This is a genomic window from Pseudomonas sp. PAMC25584, assembly GCF_058135675.1.
Genome location: NZ_CM176870.1, coordinates 4,994,169 through 5,010,826, shown reverse-complemented (window position 1 = coordinate 5,010,826; position 16,658 = coordinate 4,994,169). Strand labels below are relative to the sequence as shown.

General features: G+C 62.2%; 14 protein-coding genes. 6 read left to right on the top strand and 8 right to left on the bottom strand.

The annotated features are described in order from the left end of the window. Positions 1-37: 37 nt before the first annotated feature. Complete coding sequence (locus ACS5Q8_RS23395; protein ID WP_276194662.1) at positions 38-601, top strand: nitroreductase family protein; 564 nt, start codon at positions 38-40, stop codon at positions 599-601. 45 nt (positions 602-646) lie between these two features. Here ACS5Q8_RS23395 and ACS5Q8_RS23390 read toward each other — a convergent pair whose 3' ends face one another. The 7 genes from ACS5Q8_RS23390 to gap form a co-directional block, all read right to left on the bottom strand. Continuing rightward, positions 647-2,785, bottom strand: a complete 2,139-nt coding sequence (locus ACS5Q8_RS23390; RefSeq protein WP_465159480.1) for a methyl-accepting chemotaxis protein — start codon at positions 2,783-2,785, stop codon at positions 647-649. A gap of 135 nt (positions 2,786-2,920) precedes the next feature. Beyond that, the gene (locus ACS5Q8_RS23385) at positions 2,921-3,322 is read right to left on the bottom strand and encodes a YbaN family protein (RefSeq protein WP_426100154.1); all 402 of its coding nucleotides are present in this window, start codon (positions 3,320-3,322) and stop codon (positions 2,921-2,923) included. A 99-nt stretch (positions 3,323-3,421) separates the two neighbouring features. Beyond that, entirely contained in the window at positions 3,422-4,030 is a 609-nt protein-coding gene (locus ACS5Q8_RS23380; RefSeq protein WP_276194660.1) for a biliverdin-producing heme oxygenase, read from the bottom strand. A gap of 141 nt (positions 4,031-4,171) precedes the next feature. After that, entirely contained in the window at positions 4,172-6,739 is a 2,568-nt protein-coding gene (locus ACS5Q8_RS23375) for a TonB-dependent receptor (protein ID WP_465159479.1), read from the bottom strand. Between the two features lie 116 nt (positions 6,740-6,855). Beyond that, entirely contained in the window at positions 6,856-7,824 is a 969-nt protein-coding gene (locus ACS5Q8_RS23370; RefSeq protein ID WP_465159478.1) for a FecR family protein, read from the bottom strand. A gap of 74 nt (positions 7,825-7,898) precedes the next feature. Then, complete coding sequence (locus ACS5Q8_RS23365; RefSeq protein ID WP_247406377.1) at positions 7,899-8,417, bottom strand: RNA polymerase sigma factor; 519 nt, start codon at positions 8,415-8,417, stop codon at positions 7,899-7,901. A 144-nt stretch (positions 8,418-8,561) separates the two neighbouring features. Continuing rightward, entirely contained in the window at positions 8,562-9,563 is a 1,002-nt protein-coding gene (gene gap, locus ACS5Q8_RS23360) for a type I glyceraldehyde-3-phosphate dehydrogenase (protein WP_046490029.1), read from the bottom strand. 221 nt (positions 9,564-9,784) lie between these two features. Between gap and edd the strand changes: the two genes are divergently transcribed. The 4 genes from edd (at position 9,785) to ACS5Q8_RS23340 (ending at position 14,884) form a co-directional block, all read left to right on the top strand. Beyond that, positions 9,785-11,611, top strand: a complete 1,827-nt coding sequence (gene edd / locus ACS5Q8_RS23355; RefSeq protein ID WP_426100152.1) for a phosphogluconate dehydratase — start codon at positions 9,785-9,787, stop codon at positions 11,609-11,611. After that, entirely contained in the window at positions 11,608-12,567 is a 960-nt protein-coding gene (locus ACS5Q8_RS23350; RefSeq protein ID WP_465159477.1) for a glucokinase, read from the top strand. Before edd ends, ACS5Q8_RS23350 begins: the two co-directional genes overlap by 4 nt. Positions 12,568-12,690: 123 nt before the next feature. Further along, entirely contained in the window at positions 12,691-13,425 is a 735-nt protein-coding gene (locus tag ACS5Q8_RS23345) for a response regulator (protein ID WP_253398529.1), read from the top strand. Positions 13,426-13,456: 31 nt separating this feature from the next. After that, positions 13,457-14,884 carry an ATP-binding protein gene (locus tag ACS5Q8_RS23340; RefSeq protein WP_276197992.1) on the top strand — a complete coding sequence of 476 codons (1,428 nt, stop codon included), beginning with the start codon at positions 13,457-13,459 and terminating at the stop codon, positions 14,882-14,884. 138 nt (positions 14,885-15,022) lie between these two features. Here ACS5Q8_RS23340 and ACS5Q8_RS23335 read toward each other — a convergent pair whose 3' ends face one another. After that, positions 15,023-15,952 (bottom strand): AraC family transcriptional regulator, encoded by a 930-nt coding sequence (locus ACS5Q8_RS23335; RefSeq protein WP_443700961.1) that lies wholly within the window; start codon positions 15,950-15,952, stop codon positions 15,023-15,025. Between the two features lie 327 nt (positions 15,953-16,279). On the opposite strand from ACS5Q8_RS23335, the gene ACS5Q8_RS23330 reads away from it, so the two are divergent. After that, complete coding sequence (locus ACS5Q8_RS23330; RefSeq protein WP_253398525.1) at positions 16,280-16,621, top strand: antibiotic biosynthesis monooxygenase family protein; 342 nt, start codon at positions 16,280-16,282, stop codon at positions 16,619-16,621. The last annotated feature ends 37 nt before the right edge of the window (positions 16,622-16,658 follow it).

Below are 16,658 nucleotides of genomic sequence, written 5' to 3'. Positions count from 1 at the left end.
GCTAGAATGACCGCACATTTTTCTCTGGAGGTGGCCAATGCAGGCTCTCGACGCTTTGCTCAACCGTGTTTCCGTGCCGCGCCTGCTGGAACCGGCACCGACCCAGGAGCAGCGTGATGTGCTGTTCGCCGCGGCCATGCGTGCGCCGGACCACGGCCAGTTGCGTCCTTGGCGGTTCCTCACCGTGGAAGGCGCGGCCCGTGAGCAGATGGGCACGTTGCTGGTCGAAGCCGCCCGCCTGCAAGACCCCGACGCCCCGCAGGCCGCCCTCGACAAGGCCCAGAACGGCCCGATGCGCGCGCCGCTGGTGGTGGTGGTGATTGCTCGCCTGCAGGAGCATTTCAAGGTGCCGAAATCCGAGCAGTTGCTGGCGGCGGCGTGTGCGGCCCATGGCATCCTGCTGGCGGCCTACGCCCAGGGGATTGGTGCGGTGTGGCGCACCGGGGATTTGTCCTACTCGGCCCATGTGGCCAAGGGCCTGGGGCTGACGGCGGGAGAGGAGGTGATCGGCTTCTTGTATCTGGGCACGCCGCAGAACCCACCGCGTACCGCGCCGAAGGAAGACTTGGCGGCGTTTGTGCAGGCTTGGCCTGGTCTCTAAATGTGTAGGGAGCAAGCTCCCTCCCACATTGGTCCTGTGGTGTTTTTACACCTTGAACTGATCCATCAACTTCATCTGCTGAGTGGCCAAGGCATTGAGTTGGCTGCTGATGGCCGCCGACTCCGTGGCCTGGCCGGTGAGGGTCTCGGTCACGCTGCGGATCGCCGACACGTTGCGGTTGACCTCTTCGGCCACGGCGCTCTGTTGTTCGGCGGCGCTGGCGATCTGCAGGTTCATGTCGCTGATCACCGTCACCGCGTCGCTGATCTTGCCCAGCGCCTGAACGGCCTGATGGATCTGCCCTGCGTTGCTCTGGGCCTGCTGCTGGCTGGAGTGCATGGTCGCCACCACGCCACGGGTGCCGTTCTGGATGCGTTCGATCACCTGACGAATTTCCTCCACCGAATCCTGGGTGCGTTTGGCCAGGTTGCGCACTTCGTCGGCCACCACCGCGAACCCGCGGCCGCTTTCCCCGGCGCGTGCCGCTTCGATGGCGGCGTTGAGCGCGAGCAGGTTGGTCTGCTCGGCAATGCTGCGAATCACTTCCAGCACTGAACCGATCTGCTCGCTGTTGACGGCCAGTGCTTCGACTTCGCTCACGGCCTTGCTGACTTCGTCGGCGAGGGTGGTGATATCGCGGGTGCTCTGCTCGATGATCGACATGCCTTCGCGTGCCGACTGATCGGCCCCGCGCGCCGCGTTGGCGGCGTTGGAGGCGCTGTTGGCCACCTCATGGGCGGTGGCGCTCATTTCGTTGGACGCAGTGGCCACCTGGTCGATCTCGCGGAACTGCACCTGCATGCCTTCGCTGGTCTGGCGCGCAATGGCTGAAGACTGGTCGGCCGTGCCACGGGCTTCGGTGATACTTTGCTTGATCTGCGCGATGGTCGGTTGCAGCTTGTCGAGGAAGCGGTTGAACCAGTTCACCAGCTCGCCCAGCTCGTCTTTCTTGGCGTAGGCCAGGCGCTGGGTGAGGTCGCCGTCGCCGCTGGCGATATCCTTGAGCATGGCGGCCACGCTGTTGATCGGCCGGGTCACGCCGGTGGCGGTCAGCCAGACCAGCAACAGCCCGAGCAATGCGGCGACGGCCGCCACCAGCAAAGTCTTGAGCATGCCGCTGGCCTGGGCCTTGTCGAGTACGGCTTGCAGCTTGACGTTGTCGGCCAGCAGCACGGCCTTGGACAACTTGATCACCACGCCCCAGGACTTGGCGTCGGCAATCGGCTTGACCGGGTACACCGCGCGAATGGTGTCGTCCTGTTCGCTAATCGTGCGGTTGTCACTGGCCAGCAGTTGCACGATGCCTTTGCCTTCGGCGCCCAGAGTGTCGATCAGGTTCTTGCCGACTTTAGCCGGTTCGCCACTGTAGGCGGCGATCAAACCGGTGCTGGAGATAATTCGCAGTTGCGCCATACCGTTGAACAGGTCTTTCTGCGTGGCATCGGTGCTGGCTTGTAAGGAGTCGAGGGCAATGTCGACGCCGATGACGCCGATGACTTTGCCGTCCACCAGTAGCGGCAGGGCGATGGTAGTCATCAACACAGACTTGCCGGCCACCGTGTCTTCATACGGGTCCAGCAGGCAAGTGCGGCGGGTGTCGCGTGGGCAGGTGTACCAGATGTTGTAGGGCGTGCCGTTGAGGTTGGGGGTGGTCTTGTTCAGGTCGTCTTCGATCAGGATCGTGTTCAAGCCTTCGCCACCGGCGCGGCTCCAGTAGCTGGAGAAACGGCCTTTTCCGTTGGAGGCACGCGCCTTGTCGTCGACAAACTCGCTGTCCTTGCCCTCCAGCCCGTTGGGTTCGAACGCCAGCCAGATCCCCAGCACCTTGCTGTTGCGTTCGAACGCGGTTTTCAGGCTCTGGTTGAGTTCTTCACGCAACGCGCCGGGTTCGAGGGAGCGCTTGGCGGCCAGGTTGCGCAGGTCTTTGACCTGGTCGGCGAGGGCGGTCACTGCCACCAGGCTGTCGCCGAAGGTTCTCTGTAATTGCACCGCTTGTTCGGCGGCCTTGGCTTGCAGCAGTTGTTCCACGCTGGCGGTGAGCATTCGTGAGCTTGAGTCGCTGACCAGCGCGTCGTTCTGCGCGGTGTTGTAAATGTTGATACCGACCACCAGCGCAATCACTCCCAGCAGGCAGAGGCCGGACAGCAGGACGATTTTCAAGCGGATGGAGAGGGTATCGAACATAGGTTCACTCACGAATGGACTTGTTGGTATGCGAGCTGGGCCAAGTCCATTCGGCGCATTATCCGGAACATCGGCGCAACCTGAGCTTTCATGAGCGGTAGGCGATGAGCGGTCGGAGAGTGCCTACATCCAGCGTTATATAGGGCGTGCGAGCCGTTCCGGACGGGACCAGATCCACAGGTTGCCCAGGCTCATTCCGGCGATGGCCAGGTAGATCGGCCAGCCGTGATCGAGCATCACCAGCATCAGGCCGGCGCAGAGCAGCATGCTGGCGGTGGCGCTGATTTTGGCGCGGCGCGTGATGATCTTGCCGTTGCGCCAGTTGAACAGGATCGGCCCGAACAGGCGGTGGTTTTCCAGCCAGGCGCTGAGGCGCGGCGAGCTTTTGGTGGCGGCCCAGGCGGCCAGCAGGATGAATTCGGTGGTGGGCAAGCCCGGCACGACAATCGCCACCAACCCGATGCCCAGGCTGACATAGGCCAGCAGGCCGAAGAGGAGCTGGGCGATTTTCGAGGTGGATTGGGGTTTGCCGGTCATGGATGTGTGCAACGTAGGGAGAACAAAAAATCGGCTTGGGATGAGATCTAATTGTGGGAGGGAGAAAGCCCCTCCCACCGATCGCATTTCAATCGAGTATCAGGCCAGTTCAGGGGCTGTAGCGTAAGCCTGTTCGAGCAACACCGTGAAGCGCATAAACGCATTGATCGCGCCTTTTTCCACAGCGGCTTCTTCTTCGGCGCTGAATTCCAGGCTGTCGAGGGTGCGGGTGAAGCGCTTCCAGCCTTCGGCGCGACCGCCGGCCGGCTCGCCGAGGTGGCGGGCGCCGAAGGTTTCGCTCAGGCCCAGGCCCACGGCACGCTTGATCAGGAACGCGGCGCCCAGCTTGGAGCCTTCGGAGACGAACAGCCAGCCCAGGGCTTCGGCTTTGCTCGGGTTCTGCACGGCGCCGGGGACGGGGGCCGGGACGTCGGTGCCCAGGTCGGCCAGGTCCAGCCTGGCGGCGTCGGCGCGGCAGCGTTCGGCCAGGTCGGGAACGATCTTGATCAGGTCGGCATCGTTGTACAGCGCCACTAGTTCCGACTGGAACAGGTACTGCGCCACCACGAAACGCGCGAAGTTGGGCTGGGTTTCAAACGGCGCGTGCGCCTTGACCAGCGCGTCGAGCCGGGTGTGCGGCGCGGTGGTGATCTGGTTCAGGCGCTGGGAGCGCAGGCTTGGGCGTTCTGCGGAAGGAGAAACGGTCATGAAAAAGTCCTTGAGAAGGGGAGCGCCGTGATGCCCTGGGGCGTGGCTGGGCGGTTAGTAACTAGACGAACAAGAAGACGCGGCACAGTAAAAAATCCTCACCTCATCGCTGATTAATTCCGACGAGGCGAGGCGGGTTGATCAGATGTCCCAGACCACATTGATCGCGAAGTTGCGACCGGGCTGGGTCAGGCGGTCAAGGTTGGCCGGGCCGGTGACACTGGCTTCGCCGACGCTGTCGTAGCTGCGCACGTCATCCCAGTTCCAGTACTTCTTGTCGGTGAGGTTGTAGAGGCCGCCGTTGAGCGTCACGTCTTGGGTGACTTTGTAGAAGGCGGTCAGGTCGACCACACCGAAGCCAGGGGTCTTGAACGGGCCGTCGGTGCTGCCGTCGGGAGCGTGGAAGCTGCTGCTGTCGACGCGATCCTGCTTTTTCACCAGCGTCCAGCTCAGCAGGCCACCGTAGTTGTCCTGTTCGTAACCCAGGCCGAATACGCCTTTGAGTGGGTTGACGCTGTTCAGCGGCTCGCCGCTATCGTCGTTGCGCCCATAGGCGTAGGCAATCGACCCCTGGGTATACAGGCCCTGGGGCGCGCCGAAGGCATCGAGGTTCAAGCGGCCCTTGGCTTCCGCGCCCTTGATGGTTGCGCGCTTGATATTGACCGCCTGGAACTGTTCGACGGTGCCGCCGACGACCGCGTTGTCTTCGTCGATAAAGTCGCGGTACTTGGTGTAAAACACCGCGATGTCGAAGGAGCCCGCGTCGAACTTGCCGCGAATCCCGGTTTCAATGCCTTTGCTGGTTTCCGGCTTGAGGTCGGGGTTGGGCTCGACGGTGTAGCCCAGGTTCAGGTTTTCAAAGCGTCCGTACAGCGCTTTGGCCGAGGGCGTGCGGAAGCCTTCGGCGTATTGGCCAAACACGGTGTAGTGATCGGTCAGGGCGTAAGTCAGGCCGAACTTGGGGGTGACACGGTGCCAGGTTTTTTCCTTGTCGCTCACCGGGTATTGGCCGGTCGGGTTGACGCTGCTGAGGAATTCCTGGGTCAGCTTGGGTTTGAGCCGGGTGTAGTCATAACGCACGCCGGGCAGGAAGGTCCATTTGTCCCAAGCGATCTGATCCTGGGCAAACAGCGAATAGGTGTTGATGGTTGGGTCCGGGAAGTCGCTGGTCTTCGTCACGCTGTCGCTGGCCGTTGGGCTGGGCGCGCCAATGGCTGTGCAACCGGCGCCGACGGCGAGGCAAGTGGCCGCGCCCTCGCGGGAGCCAGTGACTTTCTGCTGCTTGAGCGTGGTGCCGTAGGTCACTTGGTGATCGGTCTCGCCGAGGCTGAAAGCCTTGTCCAACTGGGCATCGAATATCCACTGCTTTTCTTCGTAAAGCGTGTCGCGGGTGCGCAATACCCGACGGCCCGCCTGGTAGATTTCTGCGGTGGTCTGGTCGGTCTTGGCGATCTGGTAATTGAGGCTGGTCTTGATGCGATCAGCCATGGGCGAGTCGAGGGCGAAGGTGTTTTCCAGGCCGAAACGTTCGCGGGTGATGGTGTCGTTGCCCCGTCGGTCACGGTAGAGATTGAAGCCTTGGCCGCCGACGAACGGGCCTCCCACCGCATTCTTCAGGTTGACGTCGCGATCGTCCTTGTACTTCTCGTAAGTCAGGCCCAGACGGTTGTCATCGCCATAATTCCAGCCCAGCTTGGCCAGCACGTTGGTGGTGCGCGCCTCCTCGGGGTTGGCGCCGGTGCGGGCCAGGCCGGTGGCGTTGTTGCCGTCGTAGGCTTCGGTTTCATGGCCATTGCGTTGGCTCAGGTGCAGCAAACCGTCGACGTCCTGCACGCGGCCGGCGACGGTGGCGGAGGTCAGCCAGCTTTCATCGGCGGAGCTGTAGCCGGTCTTGAGGCGGGCGCCGATGTCCTGGCCGGGTTTGATGATGTCGTCCGGATCGAGGGTGAAATAGCTCACCGCCCCGCCGATGGCGCTGCTGCCGTACAGGGCCGACGCCGGGCCGCGCAGGATTTCTACGCGCTTGACGATTTCCGGGTCGACGTAGTTGCGACGGGTCTTGGCGTAGGGGCCGTTGAAGAAGTTGTCCGGCACTTCCACGCCATCGACCTGGGTAAGGATGCGGTCGCCGTCGATACCGCGAATGTTGTAGCCCGCGTTGCCGGCGCGAGTGCCGGCGCCACCGACCGAGACGCCGGGTTCGTAGCGCACCAACTCACGGATGTTGTTGACGTTCTGGCGGTCCAGCGTTGCACGCTCATGCACGCTGACGGTGTTCGGTACGCTGTTGACGTCCTGCTCGTTACGAGTGGCGCTGATGGTCAGCTGTTGCAGGTTGAGGACGCTGCCAGCAGCGCGCTTTTCCAGGGCAATGCTGTTGTTGCCGAGTTTGCGGTAGCTCAGGTTGGTCCCCACCAACAAGCGCTCCAGGGCTTTTTCCGGCGACAGCGCACCGCGCACGCCAGGCGACGACACACCCTGGCCCAGCTCGGCCGGCAGGCCGACTTGCCAGCCGGTCACGGCGGTGAAGGCATTGAGTGCCGCAACCAGCGGCTGCTGTTCGATGCTGAAGCTGAAGCTGTAGTTGCCGTGGCTGCGGGCGGTGGGTTCGGCGGCGGCGACCATCACCGGCGTACCGGCCAGCAGGATGGCGGCGGTCAGCAAGGACAGCACGGGTGAAGAAGACCGGCGATTGAAACGAGAAGACATCGAAAGCGCTCCGGAGATACGAATCTTATAGTTGCGAACCGATTCAAATGGGAATCAGTTGCATTGGCTAAGACGAGACGTACCGCCGATCACTATCGAGTAAAAATAATTCTCATTTAGTTCAAGATCACCAGTGCCGGGTATTCAGAGAGCTTGGCCGAGGTGATGTGGGCCAGGGAGCGCACCACGTCCAACGGCTGGTCGAGGCGGTAGTTGCCGGTGACGGCGACGCTGGCGAGTTGCTCGTTGGTGTTGAGGATCCAGCCGGGGTAATAGCGGCGTAGTTCGGCGAGCACTTCGCTCATCGGGCAGTTTTCGAAGATCAGCCGGCCCTGGACCCAGGCCAGGTCTTTGTTGGCGTCGAGTCTGGCGGGCTGGCCGAAGCCGTTGGGGCCGATGCGGATGCTTTGCCCGGCGCTCAGGCGCACGCGGGCATCGTCGAAGGTGTTGCTCAGGTCGACATCGCCGCGCTGCACCTGCACCTGGGCTTCGCCATTGAGGTAACGCACGGCGAACGCGGTGTCGCGCACGCTGGCGCGCACGGGGCCGGCGTCGACTTCCAGCGGCAGGCCGCGGTTGGGCATGACCTCGAAAAACGCTTCGCCCTGGTAGAGGCGGGCGATGCGCTGGTGGTCTTTGATGCTGCTGGAGAACGCCGAATCGGTGTTCAGCAAGACGTTCGAGCCCTCGTCCAATTGCAGGCGCTGGCGTTCACCCACCACGGTGAGGTGGTCGGCTTGCAGGCGTACCGGCAGGTTGCTGAAGCTGAACAGCCCGAGCATCAATACGGCGGCGGTGGCCAGTGGTTTCCAATGTGGCTTGATGCGGCGCCAGGCGCTGGGCTTGCGCGGTGCCGCCAGGGCGACGGCGGCGCTGTGGACGGGCGCACCACCCCAGGCCGCCTGGGCTTTGCCGAAGGCCTGGGCGCGCGCCGGATCGCCGGCCAGCCAGGCTTCGAACGCGGCCTGCTGCCCCGGTTGCGGGCACTGCAAGGCGATCAGCCAGTCGAGGGCCTGGTCCATCGCCGGGTCTTGCAGCACCTCATGAGCCAGCGCATGGGGGCGCAGTTTATTCGGGTCCGTCACGGTGTGCCTCGGGTCTTCGCGGCGTTCTATTTATCTTTCCTACAGCCTGGATCGACATTTCTGTCGGATGAAGCTTAAGGCTGATCCAGCCGTTCGGCCACACCTACACAGATGGCCATGATCAATTTCAGTTCCTTTTGCACCGTACTCAAGGACACTTCCAACTGATCGGCAATCTCCTGGTAGCTGCAACCGTGCAGGCGGCTGAGGATGAATATCTGCTGCTGGCGCGCGCTCAACTGGCCGAGGCTGATGCTCAGGTGCTCAAGCAGTTGCTCGGCCTGGGTCGCGTCTTCGGGCGTGCTGATGGGGGCGGCGACACTTTGCAGGACGTCCAGCGGGACATCTTCCTGCAGTGTGCGGGCCTGTATCCTGCGCGAACGCAAGTGATCCAGCGCGAGGTTGCGCGCGGTCTGGTAGACGAAGGGTTCGAGGTGATCGATCGGCCGCTCGCTCAGGGCCCGGGTAACGCGCAGGTAGGTTTCCTGCAACAGGTCTTCGGCGGTGCTGTGGTTGTTCACCATCCGCTGCAAGGTGCGTAGCAGAATCACCCGTTGGGTGAGAAAGACTTGGTTGAAGCGAGATTGGCTCACAGTGATACCGGACCGATTTGCAGTTAATGATAATGCGTATCATCAGCGCAAATGGCAAGCCGCTATTTCTCTGGGCCTATACAGATCAAATGTGGGAGGGAGCAAGTCGAACCGCTCCTCCCACAAAAGCCCTCCCGCAAGGGCTTATTCGGCGTTGCAGAGTGCCAGGCAGTTATCCAGCATGCGGTTGGAGAAGCCCCACTCGTTGTCGTACCAGGCCAGTACTTTCAGCAGTTTGCCGCTGGACTTGGTGTGGTTGGCGTCGAAGATCGACGACAGCGGGTTGTGGTTGAAGTCACTGGAAACCAGCGGCAGGGTGTTGTAGCCGAGGATTTTCGAGTGCTGGCTGGCTTCCTTGAGCAGCGCGTTGACTTCCTCGGCCGTGGCGTCTTTTTTCAACTGTACGGTGAGGTCCACCAGCGATACGTTGATCACCGGCACCCGCACGGCCATGCCGGTCAGCTTGCCCGCCAGTTCCGGCAGCACCAGGCCGACCGCTTCGGCGGCGCCGGTCTTGCTCGGGATCATGTTCTGGGTGGCCGAGCGCGCGCGGTAGGGGTCGGTGTGGTAGACGTCGGTCAGGTTCTGGTCGTTGGTGTAGGCATGGATGGTGGTCATCAGGCCGCTTTCGATGCCCAGCTCGCGGTGCAGCACCTGGGCCACCGGCGCCAGGCAGTTGGTGGTGCAGGAGGCGTTGGAGATGATCTGGTGGGATTGACGCAAAATGTCATGGTTTACCCCGTAGACCACGGTGGCATCCGCGCCTTTGGCCGGGGCGGAGATGATCACCTTGCGCGCGCCGGCGCTAATATGGGCGGCAGCCTTGGCACGGTCGGTGAACAGGCCGGTGCATTCGAACACCACGTCGATATTGTGCGCAGCCCAGGGCAGGTCGGCCGGGTTGCGAATGGCACTGACGGCGATCCGGTCACCATTGACGGTCAGGCTTTCCTGATCGTGGGCGACCTCTGCATCGAAAGTACCGTGGACGGTGTCATATTTGAGCAGGTGGGCATTGATCGAGCTGTCGCCCAAGTCATTGATGGCGACGATCTGCAAATCCTGGCGATAGCCTTGGGTATACAGTGCGCGCAAGACATTGCGGCCGATACGGCCAAAACCATTGATTGCGATTCGAAGAGTCATTGGAAGCTGCCTGTCGTCGATTTGTTGTAAGAATTACAAGATTATTCGCATAAAAATAGAAAACAAGCCTTTTTAATGGCAATATTTTGTTCAATCTACAACGAGTGACCTGAATCAACTGGTCCGATGATCCAAACGACTCCCTGCCATCCCATGTGCTGCGGGCGTTTGATCAGCATAGACGCTCAGGTCGCCACATCCGCTAGCCTGGAGTTCTACACATGCATCCCCGCGTTCTTGAGGTCACCGAACGGCTTATCGCCCGCAGTCGTGCTACCCGCGAGGCTTACCTTGCGCTCATTCGCGGCGCAGCCAGCGACGGCCCGATGCGCGGCAAGCTGCAATGCGCCAACTTTGCCCACGGCGTGGCCGGTTGCGGCACCGAAGATAAAAATAGCCTGCGCATGATGAACGCCGCCAACGTGGCAATTGTTTCGTCATATAACGACATGCTCTCGGCGCACCAGCCGTATGAACATTTCCCTGAACAGATCAAAAAGGCCCTGCGCGAAGTCGGTTCGGTCGGCCAGTTCGCCGGCGGCACACCTGCCATGTGCGACGGCGTGACCCAGGGCGAACCGGGCATGGAGCTGAGCCTGCTCAGCCGTGAAGTCATTGCCATGTCCACGGCGGTAGCGCTGTCCCACAACATGTTCGATGCGGCGCTGATGCTGGGCATCTGCGACAAGATCGTCCCCGGCCTGATGATGGGCGCCCTGCGCTACGGCCATCTGCCGATGATCTTTGTCCCCGGCGGGCCAATGCCCTCGGGCATCTCCAACAAGCAGAAGGCCGACGTGCGCCAGCGCTACGCCGAAGGCAAGGCCAGCCGCGAAGAGCTGTTGGAATCGGAGATGAAGTCCTACCACAGCCCCGGCACCTGCACCTTCTATGGCACCGCAAATACCAACCAGTTGCTGATGGAAGTGATGGGCCTGCATTTGCCCGGTGCCTCGTTCGTCAACCCATACACGCCGCTGCGTGACGCGCTGACCCGCGAAGCCGCGCATCAGGTCACGCGTCTGACCAAGGCCAACGGCAACTTCACGCCGATCGGCGAGATCGTCGACGAAAAATCCATTGTCAACGCCATCGTCGCGCTCAACGCCACCGGCGGGTCCACCAACCACACCCTGCACATGCCGGCTATCGCCATGTCGGCGGGTATCATCCTGACCTGGCAGGACATGGCCGACCTCTCTGCAGTGGTGCCGACCCTGTCGCACGTGTATCCAAACGGCAAGGCCGACATCAACCACTTCCAGGCGGCGGGCGGCATGTCGTTCCTGATCCGCGAAATGCTCGAAGCCGGCCTGCTGCACGAAGACGTCAACACTGTGGCCGGCAAGGGCCTGAGCCGCTACACGCAGGAACCGTTCCTGGTCGACGGCGAGCTGATCTGGCGCGAGGGCCCGATCGAAAGCCTCGACGAAACCATCCTGCGCCCCGTGGCCCGTGCGTTCTCGCCGGAAGGCGGCTTGCGCGTGATGGAAGGCAACCTCGGCCGTGGCGTGATGAAGGTCTCCGCCGTGGCCCCCGAGCACCAGATCGTCGAAGCCCCGGCGGTGGTGTTCCAGGACCAGCAAGATCTGGCCGATGCGTTCAAGGCCGGCCAGTTGGAAAAAGACTTTGTCGCGGTGATGCGCTTCCAGGGGCCGCGCTCCAACGGCATGCCCGAATTGCACAAGATGACCCCGTTCCTTGGCGTGTTGCAGGACCGTGGTTTCAACGTGGCGCTGGTGACAGACGGGCGGATGTCCGGCGCCTCGGGTAAGATCCCCGCCGCGATCCATGTCAACCCCGAAGCCCACAGCGGCGGTCCGCTGGCTCGCGTGCGCGATGGCGATATCATTCGCGTGGATGGCGTCAAAGGCACCTTGGAGCTTAAGGTGGACGCCGAAGAATTTGCAGCGCGCACACCTGCCACGGGCCTGTTGGGCAATAACGTGGGGGCCGGTCGCGAGCTGTTTGCATTTATGCGCTTGGCCGCAAGCTCCGCAGAGCAGGGCGCCAGCGCCTTTACCTGTGCCTTGGAGACGCTTAAGTGAAACTTGCGCTGGTCGGTGACATCGGCGGTACCAACGCCCGTTTTGCGTTGTGGCGGGATCAGGCACTGCATTCGATCCGGGTGCATGCCACCGCGGATCATAAATGCCCTGAGGACGCGATCAAGGTCTACCTCAAGGAAGAAGGCCTGGCGATCGGCGACATCGGCGCGGTGTGCCTGTCGGTGGCCGGGCCGGTGAGCGGTGATGAATTTAAATTCACCAACAACCACTGGCGCCTGAGCAAGACTGCGTTTTGCAACACCTTGCAAGTGGATGAACTGCTACTGGTGAATGACTTCTCGGCCATGGCCCTGGGCATGACCCGCTTGAAGCCCGACGAATTCCGCGTGGTCTGCCCTGGCACGCCGGAACCGTTGCGCCCGGCGGTGGTGATCGGTCCGGGCACCGGCCTGGGCGTCGGCACCTTGCTCGACCTGGGCGGCGGCCGTTGGGCCGCGTTGCCGGGGGAGGGCGGGCATGTCGACCTGCCCCTGAGCAGCCCACGGGAAGCCCAGCTGTGGCAGCACATTTACACTGAGATCGGCCATGTCAGCGCTGAAAGCGCCTTGAGTGGTGCAGGTTTGCCACGGGTGTATCGGGCGATCTGTGCGGTGGATGGTCACACGCCGGTGCTGGATACGCCGGAAGCGATCACGGCGGCAGGCTTGGCCGGCGACCCTGTCGCGATGGAAGTGTTGAACCAGTTCAGTATCTGGCTGGGCCGCGTAGCCGGTAACAACGTGCTGACCACCGGCGCACGGGGCGGTGTGTATATCGTCGGCGGGGTGATCCCGCGGTTTGCCGACTTCTTTATCCACAGCGATTTTGCCAAGAGCTTCAGTGACAAAGGCTGCATGAGCGACTACTTCAAGGGCATTCCGGTATGGCTGGTAACCGCGCCGTATTCCGGGTTGACCGGGGCTGGGGCGGCGCTCGAACAGGCATTCGCCCTGTAGGAGCGAGCTTGCTCGCGAAGAATGTTGACGATAACGAAGCGCATCAGGTGATACGCGGCAGCCTCAGGATTTTCGCGAGCAAGCTCGCTCCTACAGCATGGCCATAACAACAAGGAGGACCCCGTGAGCGTATTCAGTAAATCGATTCTCCTCGTCGACGACGACCAGGAAATCCGCGAATTGCTGCAAACCTACCTCAGTCGCGCCGGTTTCCAGGTACGTGGCGTGCCGGACGGTGCGGGGTTCCGTCAGGCGATGGACGAGGCTCCGTGCGACCTGGTCATCCTCGATGTGATGTTGCCGGACGAAGACGGCTTCAGCCTGTGTCGCTGGATTCGCCAGCACCCGCGCCAGGCGCAGGTGCCGATCATCATGCTCACCGCCAGTTCCGACGAAGCCGACCGCGTGATCGGCCTGGAACTGGGCGCCGATGACTATATCGGCAAGCCTTTCAGCCCCCGCGAGTTGCAGGCGCGGATCAAGGCCCTGTTGCGCCGCTGCCAGTTCGGCCAGGAGCGCAGCGGCAATGGCGACGTGTTGGCGTTCGATGAATGGCGCCTGGACACGATCAGCCACCGACTGTTTCACGTCGACGGCGAAGAGGTGATCCTCTCCGGTGCCGACTTTGCCCTGCTCAAGCTGTTTCTCGACCACCCGCAACAAATCCTCGACCGCGACACCATCGGCAACGCCACCCGTGGCCGCGACCTGATGCCGCTCGACCGGATTGTCGACATGGCCGTCAGCCGCCTGCGCCAACGCCTGCGCGACACGGAAAAACCGCCGAGGTTGATCCGCACCGTGCGCGGCAGCGGCTATCAACTGGCAGCCAGCGTGGTTGCCGGCAATGCCCACTGAACACCTGAGCGAACGGCGCCGCCGCTTGCCGGTGCCGCGCTCGCTGCTCGGGCGCATGCTGCTGCTGACGCTGCTCGCGGTGCTGTTCGCCCAGGCGCTGTCCAGCGTGATCTGGGTTTCGCAATTGCGCGCCACCCAGCTCGAAGGGCTGGTCACCAGCGCCCGTAGCCTGGCGCATTCGATGACGGCCAGCGTGAGCTATTTCCGCTCGTTGCCGGTGGCTTATCGCCCGTTGGTTCTCGACCAATTGCGCAGCATGGGCGGCACACGTTTTGTGGTGACGCTCAATGACCGCCCGCTGGACATGGCGATCTTGCCGCAGACCCCGCGCAAGCAAGCGGTGCTCAAAGCGGTCGATGAAGTGCTGCGCCAGACCTTGGGCGCCGATGTGCATATCTCGGTGGAATTTGTCAGCGCCGAAGACCTGCGCATCTTCAATGCCGGGTTGAAGCTCGATGAACTGCCACGTTCCTGGGCGCATTACGCGCTGACCCTGGAACCGGTGAACCCGCCAGTGCTGGTCACCCAGATCCAACTCGCTCCCGGCGAATGGCTGTACATCGCCTCGCTGTTGCCCGAGCCGTACACCAGTCTCGAGGAACAAGGCCTGCCCTCGCAGCAAGTGTGGTTTATCGTGCTGACCAGCGGCTTTTTGCTGCTGTTCATCGGTCTGTTGGTCCACTGGCAGAGCCGGCCGCTCAAGCGCCTGGCGCGGGCAGCGCGGGACATGTCGCTGGGCGCCGACGTGGAACCGGTGGCCGAAGGCGGCGGCAGTGAAGTGGTCGAAGTGGGGCGCGCATTCAATGCCATGCGCGAACGCATCAGCCGTTACCTCATTGAGCGCAGCCAGTTGTTCAGCGCGATCTCCCACGACTTGCGCACACCGATCACGCGCCTGCGCCTGCGGGTTGAATTGCTCGAAGATGAAAACCTGCAAAGCAAATTCGGCCGCGACCTGGACGAGTTGGAGTTGCTGGTCAAAGGCGCGCTGCAGTGCGTGAAAGACACCGACATCCACGAAAATATCGAACCGGTCGACCTCAACCATGTGCTCGACTGCCTGGTGGAGCCGTACCTGGCGCCCAACGGCAACGGCCGCGTGACCCAGCATGGGCGGGCCTTGGCGCCGTATCCGGGCAAGCCGCTGGCGCTCAAGCGCTGCATCGGCAACCTGATCGACAACGCATTGAAGTACGGGCAGAACGCCCATTTGCATATTGAGGACGATGGCGCGGAGTTCATCCTGCACGTCGACGACGAAGGCCCGGGGGTACCGGAACAGCGCCTGGAGCAGGTCTTCGAACCGCATTTCCGCCTCGCCGGCCAGCAGCAGGGCTACGGCCTGGGCCTGGGCATCGCACGTAACATTGCGCACAGCCATGGCGGCGAAGTGAGTTTGCAGAATTTGCGCGAGGGTGGCTTGCGGGTCACCTTGCAGCTCCCCCGAACCCTCGACTGAAGAACACCATTGGGCAAATGTGGGAGGGGGCTTGCTCCCGATTGCGGTGGTTCAGATAAAACAGCTGTGACTGACACGCCGCAATCGGGAGCAAGTCGAACCGTCGCACCACCCCTCCCACATCTGATCGGCAGTGAATCACACGCTCTGACGCAACCTGGCCAAATCCCTCAGCGGCGGCGCACCAAACAACCGGCTGTACTCGCGGCTGAACTGCGACGGGCTTTCATACCCCACCCGATACCCGGCCGCCGAGGCTTCCAGCCCTTCGGCGATCATCAGCCGACGCGCCTCCTGCAAGCGCAACTGCTTCTGGTATTGCAGCGGGCTCATGGCGGTGATGGCCTTGAAACGGTGGTGCAAGGTCGAGACGCTCAGGTTCACTTCCTTGGCCAGGTCATCGATGCGCAGCGGCTGTTCGTAGTTGCCATTGAGCCATTTGATCGCCTGGCTGACCCGATGACTCTGACTGTTGGTCACGGCGATTTCATACAGCCGGTAACCCTGTGGCCCACGCAACAAGCGGTAGAGAATTTCGCGGCTGATTAACGGCGCCAGCATGGCGATGTCTTTGGGCGAATCGAGCAGGCGCGTCAAGCGCAGTACGGCGTCGAGCAGTTGGTTGTCGATGCGGTCGACGTACATCCCACGCGGGGTCGGGCGCGACGGCACGCCCATCGGCCCGGCTTCTGCGATCAGGGCCGTGAGCTGCGCCGGGTCGATGTTGATGCGGATCGACAGGTTAGGGTCTTGCGGGGTGGCATCGATGATCCGTCCGGCCACCGGCATCGACACCGAAAACACCAGGTAATTGAGCGGGTCATAGGCAAAGATTTCGTCGGCCAGGCGCACTTCCTTGCGGCCGTTGGCCAGGATGCATAGGGCGGGTTCCACCAGCACCGGGCTGAAGTCGCGCGGCGTGTTGTGGCGGTTCAGGAACAGTGACGTGATCGCCGTACCGTAGGAGCCGTCTTCCCAGGTATGCCGATGCACGATGCTGGCCAGTTCGGCGCGCTGTTTTTCCATCTCGGCATCGAGGGGCTCGGACTTAGGTTCGGGCGACGACATGGGACGTCCTCTGCAGGCTTTTTTGATGGGCTCAGCTTAGCGGCGGCTGTTCAAACCGTGGTATGTCGATTCTGCACAATCCTTGCCTGATCCTGCGGAACATCATGAATCAGGCAAGCAGGAGAGCTGTCATCGCCCTGAAACATGGCGTCTGCCTGTGGAATAAAACCGGCGGGCAAGCGTCCTGTCTACGCTTTTCGCAGGATTGTGCAATAAGCCGGCAGGAATCGACTAACCGCGCCTCGACCTGCGCCGTTATCTTTGATCCTGTGGCAACACGCCCTCACCGTGCTTGCCGAGCATCACTTCTCAACGGGAGAGTCGAACATGTCCACCCCCATTCCCGCGAGCCATATGGCCTTTATCCGCGCCCGCAGCGGTTGCAGCACCGAACTCGGTGCTCGCTTGAGCAGTTTGATCGAACCGGGCCGTCAGGCTCAGGGTTGCCTGCAATTTTCGTTGCAGCATTCCCAGGTCGATCCTGATGTCTGGCTGGTCTCGGGCTTCTGGAGCAGCGAACAGGCGATGAGTGCCTACTTCAACTCGCCGGCCCTGATGATCTTCTCCGAGCTGTTGAACGACATGGTCGTGCGCAGCATGGACTTCCAGACCTTCACCGATGCATCCGCCGCCAATGCCTACGGCGAGTACCTGCAACTCGCCGGTTAGGGTTTAGAATGGCCGACTTTCCATTGGCCAGGACCTG